Source organism: Proteus sp. NMG38-2 (assembly GCF_020640995.1).
Lineage (GTDB): Bacteria > Pseudomonadota > Gammaproteobacteria > Enterobacterales > Enterobacteriaceae > Proteus.
In genome coordinates, this window is sequence record NZ_CP085481.1 from 1,439,078 (window position 1) to 1,457,314 (window position 18,237).

At 37.7% G+C, this 18,237-nt stretch carries 13 protein-coding genes and 1 pseudogene; 9 read left to right on the plus strand and 5 right to left on the minus strand.

The window, feature by feature from the left end; genetic code table 11:
- Positions 1-9 precede the first annotated feature (9 nt).
- Both LG402_RS06680 and LG402_RS06685 read left to right on the plus strand, forming a co-directional pair.
- Entirely contained in the window at positions 10-558 is a 549-nt protein-coding gene (locus LG402_RS06680; RefSeq protein WP_072062789.1) for a YcbK family protein, read from the plus strand.
- Between the two features lie 37 nt (positions 559-595).
- Positions 596-1,246, plus strand: coding sequence for an MBL fold metallo-hydrolase (locus LG402_RS06685; protein WP_072069661.1), 651 nt, complete (start codon positions 596-598; stop codon positions 1,244-1,246).
- Between the two features lie 150 nt (positions 1,247-1,396).
- On the opposite strand, the gene LG402_RS06690 is transcribed toward LG402_RS06685, so the two are convergent.
- The 4 genes from LG402_RS06690 to pncB form a co-directional block, all read right to left on the minus strand.
- On the minus strand, positions 1,397-2,587 hold the full coding sequence (locus LG402_RS06690; protein ID WP_227336655.1) for an amino acid aminotransferase: 1,191 nt from the start codon (positions 2,585-2,587) through the stop codon (positions 1,397-1,399).
- 448 nt (positions 2,588-3,035) lie between these two features.
- Entirely contained in the window at positions 3,036-4,187 is a 1,152-nt protein-coding gene (locus LG402_RS06695) for a porin (RefSeq protein ID WP_282186885.1), read from the minus strand.
- Between the two features lie 340 nt (positions 4,188-4,527).
- Complete coding sequence (gene asnS, locus LG402_RS06700; protein WP_166539626.1) at positions 4,528-5,928, minus strand: asparagine--tRNA ligase; 1,401 nt, start codon at positions 5,926-5,928, stop codon at positions 4,528-4,530.
- Positions 5,929-6,185: 257 nt separating this feature from the next.
- Positions 6,186-7,400 carry a nicotinate phosphoribosyltransferase gene (gene pncB / locus LG402_RS06705; RefSeq protein WP_227336656.1) on the minus strand — a complete coding sequence of 405 codons (1,215 nt, stop codon included), beginning with the start codon at positions 7,398-7,400 and terminating at the stop codon, positions 6,186-6,188.
- A gap of 341 nt (positions 7,401-7,741) precedes the next feature.
- Between pncB and pepN the strand changes: the two genes are divergently transcribed.
- The 6 genes and pseudogenes from pepN (at position 7,742) to LG402_RS06735 (ending at position 14,537) form a co-directional block, all read left to right on the plus strand.
- Positions 7,742-10,357 (plus strand): aminopeptidase N, encoded by a 2,616-nt coding sequence (gene pepN / locus LG402_RS06710; RefSeq protein WP_227336657.1) that lies wholly within the window; start codon positions 7,742-7,744, stop codon positions 10,355-10,357.
- A gap of 204 nt (positions 10,358-10,561) precedes the next feature.
- Positions 10,562-11,572 (plus strand): quinone-dependent dihydroorotate dehydrogenase, encoded by a 1,011-nt coding sequence (pyrD, locus tag LG402_RS06715; RefSeq protein ID WP_227336658.1) that lies wholly within the window; start codon positions 10,562-10,564, stop codon positions 11,570-11,572.
- A gap of 218 nt (positions 11,573-11,790) precedes the next feature.
- The gene (locus LG402_RS06720) at positions 11,791-12,342 is read left to right on the plus strand and encodes a cell division protein ZapC (RefSeq protein ID WP_166539555.1); all 552 of its coding nucleotides are present in this window, start codon (positions 11,791-11,793) and stop codon (positions 12,340-12,342) included.
- A 598-nt stretch (positions 12,343-12,940) separates the two neighbouring features.
- On the plus strand, positions 12,941-13,477 hold the full coding sequence (locus tag LG402_RS06725) for a hypothetical protein (protein ID WP_227336659.1): 537 nt from the start codon (positions 12,941-12,943) through the stop codon (positions 13,475-13,477).
- Between the two features lie 477 nt (positions 13,478-13,954).
- Positions 13,955-14,266 (plus strand): annotated as a pseudogene (locus LG402_RS22310) (colicin E3/pyocin S6 family cytotoxin); the annotation flags it as partial.
- A 13-nt stretch (positions 14,267-14,279) separates the two neighbouring features.
- Complete coding sequence (locus LG402_RS06735; RefSeq protein WP_166539558.1) at positions 14,280-14,537, plus strand: colicin E3-like toxin immunity protein; 258 nt, start codon at positions 14,280-14,282, stop codon at positions 14,535-14,537.
- A 329-nt stretch (positions 14,538-14,866) separates the two neighbouring features.
- Here the strand turns inward: LG402_RS06735 and LG402_RS06740 are convergent, their stop codons facing one another.
- The gene (locus LG402_RS06740; protein ID WP_227336660.1) at positions 14,867-16,015 is read right to left on the minus strand and encodes a YcbX family protein; all 1,149 of its coding nucleotides are present in this window, start codon (positions 16,013-16,015) and stop codon (positions 14,867-14,869) included.
- Between the two features lie 107 nt (positions 16,016-16,122).
- On the opposite strand from LG402_RS06740, the gene rlmKL reads away from it, so the two are divergent.
- A complete protein-coding gene (gene rlmKL, locus LG402_RS06745; RefSeq protein WP_227336661.1) occupies positions 16,123-18,237 on the plus strand; it encodes a bifunctional 23S rRNA (guanine(2069)-N(7))-methyltransferase RlmK/23S rRNA (guanine(2445)-N(2))-methyltransferase RlmL in 2,115 nt (704 codons plus the stop codon).

Sequence of the window (18,237 nt, forward strand, 5' to 3'; positions counted from 1 at the left end):
GCATATACTATGGATATTATTGATTCACACCGCCGTAAGTGGCTGGGGCTCGGTATGGCCGCAGTGGGGTTAGGTTTATTGCCTTCTCATGCTTTTGCTTCATTAGCTACACCTCGCCCAAAAATTCTTCGCTTTAATAATTTAAATACTGGTGAAACTATTAAAGCCGAGTTTTTTGATGGAAAACGTTATAATAAACATGAGCTTGCTAAACTAAACCATTTGTTTAGAGATTACCGACAAAATAAAATTAAAACAATTGATCCCGCCCTGTTTGACCAAATCTATTTACTGCAAGTAATGCTGAATAACAATAAACCCGTTGAACTTATTTCAGGTTATCGCTCTTTAGTGACCAATAATAATTTGCGCCAAAGCAGCAGTGGTGTCGCTAAGAAAAGCTACCATACTCGCGGACAAGCAATGGATTTTCGCTTAGTAGGCACAGAACTTTCAAAAGTTCGTCAAGTGGCGCTAAGAATGAAAGCGGGTGGTGTTGGATATTATCCGAGAAGTAATTTTGTGCATATTGATACAGGACCTGTTCGCTCATGGTAATCTATTGAGAATTAGTTAATAGAGAGTGGAGTGATTCATGATGTATCACATTGTACCTGTGACAAACTATATGCAAAATTGCACCCTTATTTGGTGTGATGAAACGAAGGAAGCGGCAATTGTTGATCCTGGTGGAGATGTCGAAACGCTTATTGCAGAAATCGAAGCCCGCCAATTAACATTAACCAAAGTATTATTAACACACGGACACTTTGATCATATTGCAGGCACCTCTCAAATTGTTGAGCATTTTAATGTTCCTGTTTATGGGCCACATAAAGATGATAGTTTTCTACTTGAAGAATTAGAACAACAGTGTCGTATGTTTAATTTTCCTTGTGGAAAATCATTTACACCAGATAGTTGGTTAAATGAGGGTGATACCGTGACAATCGGTAAAACAATTTCGTTATCTGTTTTACATTGCCCTGGTCATACACCAGGACATATTATTTTTGTTAATCACCAGAATAAACTTATTTCAATGGGTGATGTTTTATTTAAAGAAAGTATTGGTCGTACCGATTTCCCGCGTGGAAACCATGCCGATCTTATTGCATCAATCAAAAATAAAGTCTTACCTTTAGGTGATGATTATTTGTTTATTCCGGGACATGGCCCTATGTCTAATTTAGGTCATGAGCGCCAATACAATCCGTTTTTACAAGATGAAATGCCAATCTGGTAATAGTGGCTATAAGCGAATAAATATGAAAGCTCTTTATTATAAAGAGCTTTTTTATCAGTAAAAAATGAGATTTATATTTTTATTGATCTAAATAAAAATACCACGTTATTAATAACGTGGTATTTATCTTAATTACACTTTATAAGGTAATTAGAGTACTGCAACAATGGCTTCACATAGTGGAACCATATTCTCAAGAGTTAAACCAGCTACGTTAATACGACCTGAGCCTACGATATAAATACCGTATTCAGCGCGTAAACGCTCAACTTGCTCTTTATTTAAACCACTAAATGAGAACATACCATTTTGGTCAATAATAAAGCTAAAGTCTTGCTTAGCACCTTTTTCTTGTAGTGTCGTCACTAACAATTGACGCATACGCTGAATACGTTCGCGCATGGTTGTTAGCTCTTCAATCCATTCTTCTTTTAACTCTGGATTAGAAAGAATAGTTGTTACTACTGAAGCACCGTGTGCTGGTGGGTTTGAATAGTTGGCACGAATAATTGCTTTTGCTTGGCTAAAGGCTTTTTCAGCAGTGTCGCTGTCTTTGGTGACAATGGTGCATGCACCGACACGTTCATTGTAAAGACCGAAGTTTTTAGAATATGAACTAGCAACAATAAGCTCAGGATTTTTTTCTGCAAAGAGACGTAAGCCTTGAGCATCTTCTTGAAGACCGCGAGCAAAACCTTGGTATGCAAAGTCAAAAACAGGTAACCAGCCTTTTTCTGCTGATAGTTCAGCTAATTGACGCCATTGTTCTTCAGTTGGATCAATACCGCTTGGGTTATGGCAGCAACCGTGGAACAGAACAACATCACCCGCTTGAGCTTTAGCAAGGCTTGCTAACATGCCTTCAAAATCTAACCCACGATTTTTTGCATCGTAATAATCATAATTGCAGATCTCAAGACCTGCAGTTTGGAAAATGTTGTTATGGTTAGGCCAAGTAGGGTTACTAATCCAAACGCGTTTTGCTGTGGTTTGTTGAGCAATAAAATCCGCAGCAATACGTAAAGCACCTGTACCACCCGGTGCTTGAGCTGTACGTGCGCGTTTTTCAGTGATAATAGGGTGTTGTTCACCAAACAAAAGTGCTTGGGTCACATTGCCAAATTCAGGGATACCGCTAATAGGAAGGTAATTTTTAGTGGTTTCGTTTTCTAACAGGTATTTTTCTGCTTTCTTAACAGTGGTTAAAACAGGGGTTTTACCTGTTTCATCCTTATAAACACCAATCCCTAAGTTAATTTTGTTTTCACGAGGATCAGAACGGAAACTATCAGCTAAACCCAGAATAGGATCGGCTGGTGCAGCAATGATTTTCTCAAACATAGTGTAATTGTTCCCTAAGCTCAAAACGAAGCCGAAATATGAGTATCAAGAGTAACGCTATGAGGCCTTTTTGCCAACTGTTTGTAGAGAAATTAACAAGAAGTTGTGAACTAAGTGAGAATAAATAGCAAATCAAGATGTAAATAAGTGAATATCCTGTGATTACATTAACATGTAAAAATAATCACTAAAAAGACATAATTGTTTAGTATGATAAACTTTTTTAGATTGTTAAAAATAAAGAAGTGGTAATATTTTTCAGTGAATAAATAAACAGATCCACTGCCAATGCAAAAATAAAAAGAAAGAAAATATTAAGAATAAGAAGAAAAAAGCGAGCTAAATAACAAGAGATTAAGATTGGAAGTAGGGGGACAAATAAAAAAGCAACACCGAAGTGTTGCTTTTCAAATCAATTAACTTGACTGTTTAATTACCTAAGCGGTAATTAGAACTGATAAGTCAGACCTAAACCAACTACGTTGTCAGTTGCAACGTTAGCATCTTTAGTGAAATCATTTTTGTCTAACAGGTTGATTTTATAATCAATCACAGCAGTCATGTTTTTGTTAAATTTGTAGAAAGAACCTACAGAGATATATTTAACTAAATCTTGATTGTTATCATATCCAGTAGCACCAATATCACGACCTAAATCTTTACCTTTAGATTGGACATATGCTAAAGAAGGTTTGATACCTAAATCTTTAAAGTCATACTGTGCAGTTAACTCGATATTTTGAGTTTTGTTAGCAATTAAAGCATCTTTAGCCTTACCAAAGTAAGTCATGTTACGGGTTTCACCGTACATTGCTGCTAAGTAAACATTGTTTGCTTCGAACTTACCACCGAAGTTCCATGCTTCAGCACGCTCACCACCAGCTAAGCTAGCGTGTTGTTGTGGAGCTGTACGAGCAGAGTTAGAATAACCACCACCCAGTGTTACGCCCCAGCCTAAGTCATAAGCTGTAGAGAAACCAAAACCATCACCATTAGCTTTTACATCAGCATCATGTAGGTCTGGGTTTTTAGGGTCGTATTTACCACGAGCATTGTTGGTATTTTCGTTGTTTTTGCCTTGGTATTGCAGAGCAAAGCTCAGGCCATCAACATAACCAAACATGTTGTTGTTACGGTAAGTCAGAACGCCAGTAGTACGGCCAGTCATGAACACATCAGTTTGTGCCATTGAGTCACCGCCCCATAAAGGCAGAACGTCTGTCCATGCGTTGGTGTCGTAAATTACACCGTAGTTACGACCGTAGTCTAGTGAACCGAAGTCAGCAAATTTAAAACCAGCGTAAGCGAAACGAGTTTTTGAAGAGTTTTCGCTTTCAGTTGTGTTAGTTTTAACTTCGTATTCAAAACGACCGAAACCAACTAAATCTTTATTGATTTGAGTTTCGCCTTTGAAGCCGATACGTGCACGAGATGCATCACCGTCTTCACCTGAATCTTTATTAGCGAAGTAATGACGAACGTCAACTTTACCGTAGATGTCTACTTTGTTGCCGTCTTTGTTATACATTTCAGCTGCGTTTGCTGCACCAGCAAACATTAAAGCTGGGATTACCACTGCAAGAAGATTGCGCTTCATCATTATTATTACCCTCATTGGTGTTATTCAGACACCTTTGCCACTGCCAGAAATAGTTTCTTAATTTTTATGGAACTATTTATGAGAGTTAAGTGTCGTCTGTGTCGGGTGACAGTGTTCCATTGGTAAAAAATTTTATCTACCCCCAATTTGCTACAAAAACGAAAAAAGTGTAACAAATTGTAACTATGTATTTCAAAGTGTGTATTTTGGGGAACTTTTGAATTAAATAACAGCCATGCATAAAAAAAGCCAACCTTGCGGTTGGCTTCTTCACTTAAGTAAAACTAGTACAATAAAACAGCAATACAAATTTCCAGTTGAATATTAATTAATCACTAAATTAAAAATCTGCATTTCTTGGTGTACGAGGGAATGGAATAACTTCACGAACGTTTGCGACACCGGTCACATAAGCAACTAAACGTTCAAAACCTAAACCAAATCCTGAATGAGGTACGGTGCCATAACGACGCAGGTCGCGATACCACCAGTAGTCTTCTTTGTTCATTCCCATTTCTTCTAAACGTTTATCAAACATATCTAAACGTTCTTCACGTTGAGAACCACCGATGATTTCACCAATTCCCGGCGCTAACACGTCCATTGCTGCAACTGTTTTACCGTCTTCATTCATACGCATATAGAATGCTTTGATATCTTTCGGGTAGTTTTTCACAACAACAGGTGCTTTAAAGTGTTTCTCTGCAAGGTAACGCTCATGCTCAGAAGAGAGGTCAACACCCCAATAAACTGGGTTTTCAAATTTCTCACCACAGTTTTCAAGCACAGTGACCGCATCGGTATAATCGATTTGAGCAAAATCAGAAGTGATAAAGTTCTCTAAGCGTGAGATAGCGTCTTTATCGACACGTTGTGCAAAGAACTCCATATCATCTTTACGCTCTGCTAATACGGCTGCAAAGGTGTATTTCAGCATTTTTTCGGCAAGTGCTGCGATATCGTTAAGATCAGCAAATGCCACTTCAGGCTCAACCATCCAGAATTCAGCAAGGTGACGACTGGTATTTGAGTTTTCAGCACGGAATGTTGGACCAAAAGTATACACTTTGCTTAATGCTGAAGCATAAGTCTCACCATTCAATTGACCTGATACGGTTAAAAACGCTTCACGGCCAAAGAAGTCTTCACTGAAATCGACTTCACCTTTATCTGTGCGTGGCAGATTGTTCATATCAAGTGTAGAGACACGGAACATTTCACCTGCACCTTCAGTATCAGCCGCAGTGATCAGTGGCGTAGAAACCCAGAAGAAGCCTTGTTCATCGAAGAAACGATGTAGTGCTTGTGCTAATGTGTGACGAACACGAGCAACTGCACCAATTAAGTTAGTACGAGGACGAAGGTGAGCAACTTCACGCAGGTACTCAATACTATGACGTTTGGCGGCCATCGGATAAGTTTCCGGATCATCGACCATTCCTACCACAATAATATTGGTGGCATGAATTTCAAAGTTCTGTCCCTGGCCCGGAGATTCAACAATTTTACCGGTGACTTCCACAGAACAACCTGTGGTTAAGTGCAGCACTTCATCTTGATAATTCGGTAAATTATTATTAATGATGGCCTGTACTGGATTAAAGCAGGAACCGTCATAGACGGTAAGAAATGAGATACCAGCTTTTGAATCTCTTCTTGTACGTACCCAACCGCGAACGGTGACGTCTTCGCCAACCGCGATACGGCCTTGCAGTACGTCGACTACAGGCGCAACGATCATAAATAAATCTCTCTTCGTTTAATTAAAATAATTGTTTGGTTAATTCACTCTGCCCCTGTCGGACAGTTTTTCTATGTTACTTGCAATAGCGCAGGAAACAAGTAGGAAATTTTAGTTTAAAGAGTCAATAAAGAAGAGAAAAGCTTTTGTATAAAATAAATTGACAAAAATAGGAGAAATATTGATAAAAGTAGGGGTTATGACAAAAGAAAGGGTAATTATTACCCTTTCTTTTATTAATGAAGGTTTTTAGCTAATTAACAGGCTTGTTTGACAAGTGGAACATCAAAGGCTTTGCGTAGCTTGTCAACAAAATCATCGTCTTCGCAAATGGTTTTGCCTGGGCTATCTGATAATTTAGCAACGGGCTTACCATTACACTCCACCAGCTTAATGACAATATTAAGTGGTGTTATCTCTGGAATGTTACAAGTGAGCCGAGTACCAATACCAAAGATTAAACGAATGCGTTTATGGAAATGTTTATAAAGTACTAATGCCTTTTGAATATCGAGGCTATCAGAAAAGACTAATACTTTACTCATTGGGTCGATGCCCAGTTTCTCATAATGCGCAATCGCTTTTTCACCCCATTCAATAGGATCACCAGAGTCGTGACGTAAACCTTGATAACTCTCTGCAAAGTCCTTATCAAAATCACGCAAAAAAGCATCCATCGTAATACAGTCAGTTAATGCAATACCTAATTGATCGGGGTATTCATCTAACCAAGATTGTAAAGCTGCTCGCTGGCTATTGGCCAGCTCTGGACTAATCTGCTGATGCGCCTGAAACCACTCATGAGCTTGTGTACCCACAGGGGCTAATTGCATGCGTTCTGCTAAATGATAGTTACTTGTACCAATAAGATAAGGGAAATGATTTTTCAGCTCATCCACAATGGCGCACTGTACATCATAAGAAAAACGGCGACGAGTACCAAAATCCATCAATTTAAAATCGGCTAAGTCAATCTGCTGTTCAGCCGCATCACGGTAGAAGATATCAATTAATTTACGTAATTGATTAACTGCGTCATCTGGTGTGATTTGAGGTGAACGAGCACGATGTACAATTTCACTCACTAAAGCCAACAAAGGTACTTCCCATAAAATAACTTCACGCCAAGGGCCTGTAATTTTTATGGTAAGTTGGTTTTCAGGTGTGGTTGAAATATGGACTTGTTCTGGCTTAAAGCGGAAATGCTTAAACCATTGCAGATAGTCATTTTTGAAAAAAGGGAGACTCTGAAGATAGTCAAATTCTTCATTCGTTAATGACAAGTCTGCCATCATGTTAACTTGATGGCGTAAGGTTGTTGCATATTCACCTAGACGTTCATCACTCCGACAGCGGAACTCAGCAACGACAGGAATATCACTATAATGATGGTAAACCGCTTGTTGCATGTGGAGCTTGTATGCATCGGTATCCAACAGTGATGTAATAATCGGTGTAGCGTCTAAAATCATAGCGCGTCAAGCATCCTCACGGAGCGTTTTTATGTCTGCTAAATCGTTAAGGTTGGAGAGTATACCCGAATATGGCGACAAAGCGTCACTATTCGACAATATTTCTCTGCAACATAAAAACAAGCTGTAAAACTTAGATGAGTTTACCACGTTAAACATAATTTGGGAGTATATTAGCATCATTTACCAAATAAATTGATTACATGTATTAATAAATCATTAACATTCTGTTGACTTTTAATGTTTTCAATTGAATATTCGACTGGCTAAACAGATTTTTGACGAGTAAGCTTTGGCAATATAACCGTTAAATAGTCGTGTTAACTAAAAGGTTTTTTTCTATGACACAACAAAGAATCGCGAAATTTCGCAAAGATTATCTAGCCCCTGACTACACAATCACCGATTTACATCTTGATTTTATCTTAGATAAAGAAAACACTCAGGTTACAGCGATCAGCCAATGTAAACGTCTAAACTCAAATGCGACAGCATTAGTATTAGATGGTGAAGATTTAACATTAAAATCAATTTCAGTTAATGATGTTGCTTGGACACACTATAAAGAAGAAAACGGCAAACTCATCATTGAACAATTACCAGAGCAATTTACATTAAAAATTGTCAACGAAATTAATCCATCAGCCAATACAGCATTAGAAGGGTTGTATGTGTCAGGTGACGCATTGTGTACACAATGCGAAGCTGAAGGTTTCCGTCATATTACTTATTATCTAGATAGACCTGATGTGTTAGCTCGTTACACCACAACAATTACTGCAGATAAAAAACAGTATCCTTATTTATTATCTAATGGTAACCGTATCGCACAAGGTGAACTTGAAGATGGACGTCATTGGGTAACATGGGAAGATCCACATCCAAAACCAAGTTACTTATTTGCAGTTGTTGCAGGTGATTTTGATGTATTACGAGATACTTTTATCACCAAAAGTGGTCGTGAAGTTGCTTTAGAGCTTTTTGTTGATAAAGGTAATTTAGATCGTGCAGATTGGGCAATGACATCATTGAAAAATGCGATGGCATGGGATCAATCTCGCTTTAATTTAGAATACGATCTCGATATCTATATGATAGTCGCTGTTGATTTCTTTAATATGGGTGCGATGGAGAATAAAGGACTGAATGTCTTTAACTCTAAATATGTGCTAGCAAAAAGTGAAACGGCAACCGACAAAGATTATTTAGGCATTGAGTCTGTTATTGGTCATGAATATTTCCATAACTGGACAGGTAACCGAATTACTTGTCGTGATTGGTTCCAGTTAAGCCTAAAAGAAGGTTTAACGGTTTTCCGTGACCAAGAATTCAGTTCAGATTTAGGCTCTCGTTCTGTTAACCGGATCAATAATGTACGAGTGATGCGTACTGCTCAGTTTGCAGAAGATGCAAGCCCAATGGCACATCCAATTCGTCCTGATAGTGTGATCGAAATGAACAACTTCTATACTTTAACAGTATATGAAAAAGGCTCAGAAGTGATCAGAATGATCCACACTTTATTAGGTGAAGCGCAATTCCAAGCGGGCATTCAAATGTATATTCATCGTCACGACGGTAGTGCTGCTACCTGTGACGATTTTATTCAAGCGATGGAAGATGCTTCTAATGTGGATCTCACTTTATTCCGTCGTTGGTATAGCCAATCAGGTACACCACAACTGACAGTGCGTGACAGCTATAATGTGAATAAAAAGCAATACACCTTAACTGTTAGTCAAATGACACCACCAACAGCTGATCAAGCTGAAAAACAAGTGCTACACATTCCATTAGATATTGAATTGTATGATCATAAAGGCAATGTGATCCCTCTGCGTTCACAAAGTCAGGCGATTTCTAATGTATTGAATATCGTCCGTGAAGAACAACAATTTGTATTTGATGACGTTCCAGAACAGCCAATCCCATCTTTATTACGTGAGTTCTCTGCGCCTGTAAAACTTGATTATCCATTTACGGATGAGCAATTGTCCTTTTTAATGAAATATGCTCGTAATGCATTTTCACGTTGGGATGCAGCGCAATCATTGTTGGGCCGCTATATAAAAGAAAATGTTACTCGAGTTCAAAAAGGTGAAAACTGCATTCTTCCTGAAATGGTGATTGATGCTTTCCGCGCAGTATTGCTTGATAAAGATATCGATCCTGCATTAGCTGCACTTATTCTGACATTACCAACAGATGTCGAAGCAGGTGAATCATTCAGTATTATCGATCCAATAGCTATTCATGAAGCACTTGGCTTTATTCGAAAAACACTGGCAACTGAAATGGCAGATGAATTCTCTGCTGTTTACCATTCTATGCATATTGGTGCTTATCGTGTTAATCATGATGATATTGCAAAGCGTGATTTACGTAATGTTTGCTTAGGTTATTTAGCGGTTGAAAATGAGCAAACAGGTAATCAACTTGTCGATGCACAATATCACAACAGCGATAACATGACTGATGCTCTAGCCGCACTTAATGCTGCTGTAATGGCGCAGTTACCTTGCAAAGATGCGTTATTACAAGAGTTCGATGATAAATGGCATCAAGATGGTTTAGTGATGGACAAATGGTTTAGCTTACAAGCCATGAGCCCAGCAAAAGATGTGTTACAGACAGTACGTAGTCTGTTATCTCATCGCTCCTTTACACTAGCAAATCCTAACCGTACTCGTGCGTTAATCGGTGCATTTGTGAATAATAATCCAGTGGCTTTTCATGCTGAAGATGGTTCTGGTTACTTATTATTGACAGAAATTCTGACTGACTTAAATAGTCGTAATCCACAAGTTGCTTCACGCCTTATTGAACCGTTTATTCGTTTAAAACGTTATGACGCAACACGCCAAGAAAAAATGCGTGCAGAGTTATTAAAACTGAAAGCACTTGAGAATTTATCAGGTGATCTCTATGAGAAAATTACCAAAGCGTTAGCTGATTAATCTCGCGCTCAATATCACTTTATGAGTGAACATGTAACGAAAAATTAGCATGATAATCAGATCCCCAGCATAGTCTGGGGATTTTTTATGGCAAATTGTGAAATTGAAGCGTTTACTTTTCGTGCTTTTATCTATATGATGCTCGACGCTTAAATTGTCGTAGACATATCATTCCTAATACCCGATATTCTCAATGGAGATCGTATGTATTATTCCTTAGTAAGGAAGGCATTGTTTCGGCTAGATCCTGAACGTGCCCATGATTTTACCTTCCGTCAGTTAAAACGTTTATCTCATTCCCCATTTCAATTTCTTATTCAGCAGTCACTTCCTTCAAAACCCGTTTCCTGTATGGGACTCTCATTTAAAAATCCACTTGGTCTTGCCGCCGGTCTTGATAAGAACGGTGATTGTATAGATGCATTGGGTGCTATGGGATTTGGTTTTATTGAAGTAGGTACAGTGACACCACGTCCTCAAGTGGGAAATGATAAACCTCGTTTATTCCGCTTAGTGGAAGCTGAAGGCTTAATTAACCGAATGGGCTTTAATAACCTTGGCGTCGATAACTTAATTGAAAATGTAAAACAATCTCGTTATGGTGGCGTACTGGGTATTAATATCGGTAAAAATAAAGATACTCCAGTAGAGCAAGGTAAAGATGATTATCTGATTTGTATGGAAAAAGTCTATGCTCATGCCGGTTATATCGCAATCAATATATCATCACCAAATACCCCCGGTTTGCGTACTCTACAATACGGTGAAGCATTAGACGATCTGCTATCAGCAATTAAAAATAAACAATTAGAGTTACAGGGAAAATATCAAAAATATGTTCCTGTCGCGGTTAAAATTGCACCTGATTTAACACATGAAGAATTAATTCAAGTTGCAGATAGCTTAGTTCGTCATCATATTGATGGTATTATTGCGACAAATACCACATTAGATAAGTCATTAGTCAGTGGATTAGATCACTGTAATGAAGCTGGGGGATTAAGTGGTCGTCCGGTACAATCAAAAAGCACACAAATAATTCGCCAATTAAATGAAGAATTAAAAGGCGTATTACCTATTATTGGTGTAGGTGGAATTGATTCATTAACTGCAGCAAGAGAGAAAATGGATGCTGGTGCTTCTCTCATTCAAGTCTATTCAGGATTCATTTATCAAGGTCCTGCACTTATCAAATCTATAATTAATCATATCTAAATACATTTTATAATGAGTTAAGGGCTTTTCTTCTGCCCTTAACTCGTTTATATTGCCCCTAGTTGGTTATTTTTTATTAAATTGCACTGATTGTGCTTAATTAATAGTAAAATGAATCCTGTTTTTGTTAGGTGATATTAAATATTTTATTTATGTCATTTAATTTTGATTATTTGTCAGAGTATAAAACAGGTAATGAATCGAAGGGGGATTAATTAGTGATAATAAAACCCGATGATCGCTGGCGTTGGTATTTTGATGTTGAGCAACAAAGATTAATGCTTGATTTAGCCAATGGCATGGTTTTTCGTTCTCGCTTTCCAAGCAAAATGTTAAGTGAGAGTGCTTGCCAATCAGCATCTTTTACCGTCGATGATGCAGCTCTTTATTATGGATACGATGAGCAGATCCGCCAAATTGATATGCCATCAGAATCAAGAGCTGAATTAGCTTTAAATGCATTAATAGCCCATCGCTTTTTAAAGCCACTGATGCCTAAGAGTTGGTATTTTGAAGTTAACAATAATCAAATCAACCCTTATTTATCTCAAGTGGTAGAGGCTTCATTAAAAGAAGGTAATGAAACAGCCCTTTTTTTAGTGGCAGAAGTGGGTACTCAAGCTTGTTTATGTTTATTAGCGCAACCGCAATTAACGTTATTCGATAGAACACTTAATTTTTGTGACCCAATAAAAATTATGAATGACAGGTTAAGCAATTACCATAAAGAGTCGGAGTCAGGATCATTTTTGTACGAAAAAGTTATTTAACAAAAAGAGTAAAAAGGACTTACTCTTTTTATTATTACTCATTAATTTAACATTCCAAAAACAAATTCACCTTAAACAACGCTTCCTAAAATCAAATCTCTATTATTTTTTCTTACAATATATTTCTAGAAACAAATAAAATGAGTTTATCAATATTCATTACTTAGGTCTTAATAAGATAATTCTTATTAAATAAACTATTTTATTTAAAATAAAAAAGAAGGTAAGGACAAATTACCTTCTTTTAATTTGTGATAAAGATAAGTGTTATTTTTTATTAAGTGAAAGTTTCACATTACCGTTAGGAATACAGCTACAGGCTAAGATTTTACCTGAGCTGTATGGCAGAACTAAGATAGACGCTTTAAAAACACTTCTTTATAGAAAGAGAATATGATTAGCCAATGAGTTACATGGCTACATTAAATATTATCTTTAATTAAGAGAAATTTCCTTATGGTGTGCTTAATGTCAAATGGAGGTCATGGGTAAAAAATTTATAAATCTCGTATCAAAAAACAGAATGGTCAAATAATGGTGTGTTGCTCATATTAGATCACTACTGTCATTGCATGATTGAATATAAAAAGGAATTTATATGAGTGAACGAGTCAAACCGATCGAAGTAATGAGACGTAACATTTGCCCTGTATGCGCAAAAATGGACTGTCCATTTTTAACAAAGGATAAGCATTGCAAAGAGATGATGGATGCTTTCAGGGAAGGTGATATACCCAAAGCAATAAAAATTTATTCTCAGCGTTATTTACCGTATGCAGGGCTGATGAGTGGTAGTTTAAAGAAAGCGGTTGAATCATATGATTCTATTGTTCAAATATTTACTTCGCCATCTAAGCAGCAAATCAGTGTTCCTGCTGAGTTAAAGACAGCAATAATATCTGCACAGTCTACGTTAATACCAGGAAAGAGTATCAATAAAGCCACATTAGCTCCGGTCGCTATATTCACTCCTGCAATAACAACGACAAGTGCAACGTCCGCGACAGAAACTTTAGGGGCTATTTTAGGGCGTGCATTAGGTTTAGGTGCTGGCCTTATGCTGTATTCTCCTCCCGTTGGGGTAGGGTGTGATAGATATCCTGCCGTTATTTACCAAGAGTATCCTAAAAACTAAGAAACCGCACTTACTGTGGCAGGGCTGAAATTAAACATCCCTAAAGAAGCACAGTTGAGAGATATTGCAAAGCAAAAAGGGATAATTAATACCTCAGCTACTGTAATCGAACAGGTAGTTAATGGGACGAAACAAATTGAATTAGTAAGAACGGATGCACCCGTTAAAACTCGTGTAGTTGAAGCGAGAAAAACAGTTGAAAAAGGTATTTTTGCTTATACTTTACCAAATGAGAAACAAGAAAGAATAGTTCAGATTGGTAGTGTAGCGATATTAACGGGTACGGCTTTACCTCAACCTGAAAGGCATAAATATCTATCAGGTAAGGTATTCGATATACCTAGATTTAATAACTTACCTTTACAGCCACCAACATTCTTTACTGAAAGTGAGAAAAAGCAATCCACGCTGAAAGAGCCTATAATTTTGGTGTTTCCATGGGAATTGGGAATAAAACCAATTTATTTATCGACAGGGAAGAAAGATAAACCCCGCCAAGGCGTAAAAGAGCGAGGTCATAGTTATCATCCAGCACCAAGAACTGAAGATATTAAAGGATTGGGTATTCTTAAACCTGTCCAAGGTAAAACACCTAAACAAGGAGGAGCAGGTAAACGCAATCGCTGGAAAGGGGATAAGGGGCGAAGAATTTATGAATGGGATTCACCGCACGGTGAGCTGGAAGGATATCGCGCCAGTGATGGCCAGCATATTGGGGCATTTGACCCAAAAACAGGTAACCAGTTAAAACCCGCTGATCCTAAACGCAATATCAAAAAATATCTATAAGGAAGATGAGATTATGGGATTGAAATTACATACTCAGTGGTTTGATAAAAAAACAGAAGAAATGATAGGAGAGGAATACTCAAAAGATTTTGGTGATGATGACTTCCTGATTGATGAAACAATTGACCCGAAAGACGAAAATATAATTAATAATGGAGTTTTTGATTTGCACGAAGGTTGGGTCAAAGCTATTCAAAAGCATGTTACACATAAAATTGAATTGAATAAGTATCTTTACCAAATTTCTTTTGATTACCGTGATAAGTGGTAATGGGTAAGCGTATATAATATTTGTTTATTTCATTTTAAAAGTCTCTTAACAGAGTTTTTTTTATTGTGCATGACCCGTGCTAGCAAGAAATGAGTTTAACTCACTCATCCCCAATAAAATCCTTTCCATTATTTTTATACTTAATAAGGTAATGCTTTTCTGGCAAACCATAACGACTGATAATGCAATGAATATTGGGGAAGCTTACTTGGCCTAAGAATTCAATAAACTCAGTTATATATGAGTGAGGTAAAATTAATCAATTTAATGTTTACCGATAACGATATATATCATACATAACTGTGTTTATATTTAGTTTTTTATTTAATTTATTTGTTCATATCAATTTGATTTTTATTATCTTTAAGCGAAAGTTTCACATTACCATTAGGAATACAGCTACAGGCTAAGATTTTACCTGAGCGTTTAATTGCGCCAGCTTTTAATGCATTAACATCACCTTCATCCAATTGGATAACACAAGAGCCACAAAGGCCAGCTCGGCAACTATAAGGAATGGTATAACCATTATTTTCAAGCTGTTCTAACAGGACTTCTTGGTTATTACCTTCAAAAACCTCACCGTTAAATTCAATGCTGACAGTCTGTTCCTGTGTGTTTTCAATGACGGGCGCTGATGGTGTTTCAACAGCTGCTGTTACAAGATACTGTTTTACTTCTTTATAAGCTAATACTTCAACAGTATCTCCTACACGAATAATACCAGTTTGGCGAATGATGACATTTTGACCAAAATCGACATCACCTGTTTCATCACTACGGAATGTTTGCAGTGTTGCAAGTGGTTCTGTGTTAGGATGTTTAACGCCTTTATCAATACTAATTGTGGTCATGATGCAACGGCTACAAGGTTTCATCAGATCCATCACAACAGAGCCAACACGAATAGTCTGCCAAGTATCTTCTTCAAAAGGCTTTGCACCTGTTATGAGGATATTACCTCGAAATTGCTCAATATTAATTGAAGCGGGGCAGCGTTGTTGTAAGTATTGAAATGAGGCTTCATTAATTAATAAGTAAGGGTAACCATCAGCGAAAGAAACAGCGGTTTCTGGATTTTTTTTCACTCGACGTGTCGATTTTTCGCCAGTCCAACGAAGTTGAACATCCATTTTTAAATAACGACTGAACCACTGATTTATTTCATCTGGAGCCACATACGCGGTAAAATGGTTGCCCCAAACTTCTGTCGGTTGCAATGTGGTCTCAAAATCTTGATAGGTGATAGCAATACCCTCACCATCAGGTGCTTGAATATAAATACCATTTGCCATGAGAGTGGGAATAAAACACAGCAAAACGGGAAATTTTCGTGCCGTGATAAACGTCCCTTCTGGGGTAGTTATCATAAAATCACGATCAAACGTGAATCCGCTCTCACGAGCAAATGCATGAGAAAGTCGAATTCCCTTCATTGATTTAACTGGGTGTATATAAAGGCGTGAAACGTTGATCATCGGTGCTCCCAAAAGACATTATTATTTTTTATAGCCAGTAACTTTATGACAACGTAATACAATTAGCTATAATGCCCAACAATTTTATTTTAGGTGGTAACAATACTATGCGCTCTCTGTTTGCCAGCACAGGCCGAGGTCTGGAAGAACTATTAAAATCTGAACTTGAACACCTTGGTGCTCAGGCTTGCCAGATAACACAAGGCGGTGTTTATTTTCGTGCTGATGATAAAACCATGTATCAGTCTTTACTTTGGAGTCGTTTAGCGTCACGTATTATGTTGCCGTTAAATGAATTCAATGTTTATAGCGATCTAGACTTATATCTTGGTGTGCAGGCAATTGATTGGAGTGAAATTTTTACTGTTAATCAGACCTTTGCTATCCATTTTAATGGTACTAATGACATTATTCGTAATAGTCAATATGGTGCATTAAAAGCAAAAGATGCCATCGTTGACTCATTTCAACGCAAAATAGGGCAACGTCCTGATGTGGCTAAGCAATCTCCTGATATTCGCTTAACTATTCATCTTCATAAAGAAAAAGCATCACTCTCTTTAGACTTAAGTGGTGATGGCTTACATCAACGTGGTTATCGTGATTTAACTGGGCAAGCACCTTTAAAAGAAAATTTAGCGGCTGCGATTATTATGCGTTCTGGTTGGAAAACCGATACACCATTAATTGACCCAATGTGTGGCTCAGGAACATTACTAATCGAAGCTGCCATGATGGCGACAGACTGTGCTCCAGCATTAAACCGAGTGCATTGGGGTTTTCGTCATTGGTTAGGTCATGATGAAACATTGTGGAAAGAAGTTACTCATGAGGCTTTTGCGCGTTTTCGTGAAGGCAAAAAGAATACAGTCTCCCGTTTTTATGGTTTTGATGTTGATAAACGCGTGTTGGATATGGCTAGAGCTAATGCGCGTAGAGCTGATGTTGCTGATTTAATTACCTTTGCTCATGGTGATGCGGCAAAACTAACTAATCCTGTGTCAGCGGAAGTAAAAGGAACAATTATTAGTAACCCGCCTTATGGTGAACGTTTAGAAAGTGAGCCAGCACTAATTGCACTGCATAGTCAATTAGGAAGAGCTATAAAGGCACACTTCCCGGGTTGGCGATTATCGCTATTTAGTGCGTCACCTGAATTATTGAGTTGTATTCAATTACGTGCAGAACGTGAGTTCAAAGCAAAAAATGGCCCTCTTGATTGTGTACAGAAAAACTATTTACTTTCTGATACTCCATCAACGATTAATACTGGGCTTGCTGAAGATTTTGCAAACCGTTTGCGTAAAAATGAGAAAAAACTCGCGAAATGGGCAAAACAACAGCAAATTGAATGCTATCGCTTATACGATGCTGATTTACCTGAATATAATGTTGCTGTAGACCGTTATGGCGAAAAAGTGATTATTCAAGAATATGCACCACCTAAAACAGTTAATGAACATAAAGCACGCCAACGTTTGTTTGATGTTATTAGCGCTACGATGGAAGTATTAGCATTACGTTCTGATCAACTGATTTTAAAAACCCGTCAACGCCAAAAAGGTAAATTACAGTATGAAAAAATGGCAGAGAAGGGTGATTTCTTTTTAGTTAATGAGTTTGGTGCAAAATTCTGGGTAAATCTTACGGATTACCTCGATACAGGACTGTTTTTAGATCACCGTATTGCACGAAAAATGCTGGGTGAAATGAGTAAAGGAAAAGATTTCTTAAACCTCTTTGCTTATACCGGTACTGCATCTGTACACGCTGGGATTGGTGGTGCAAAAAGTACGACGACAGTTGATATGTCACGTACCTACCTTGAATGGGCTGAGAAAAACTTCCAAGCAAATGGCCTATCAGGTAGACAACATCGTTTAATGCAGGCTGATTGTTTACAATGGTTAATGCAAAGCAATGAACAATTTGATGTGATTTTTATCGATCCACCTACGTTTTCTAACTCAAAGCGTATGGAAAATACCTTTGATGTTCAGCGCGATCATATTGAATTGATGAAACATCTAAAACGTTTGTTGAGAAAAGGTGGCACGATCATGTTCTCAAATAACAAACGTGGGTTCAAAATGGAACATGAAGAGTTAGCAAAAATAGGATTATCCGCAAAAGAGATAACACAGAAAACATTATCACAAGACTTTGCGCGTAACCGCCAAATCCACAATTGCTGGCTGTTAACTCATGCTGGTGAGGAATAA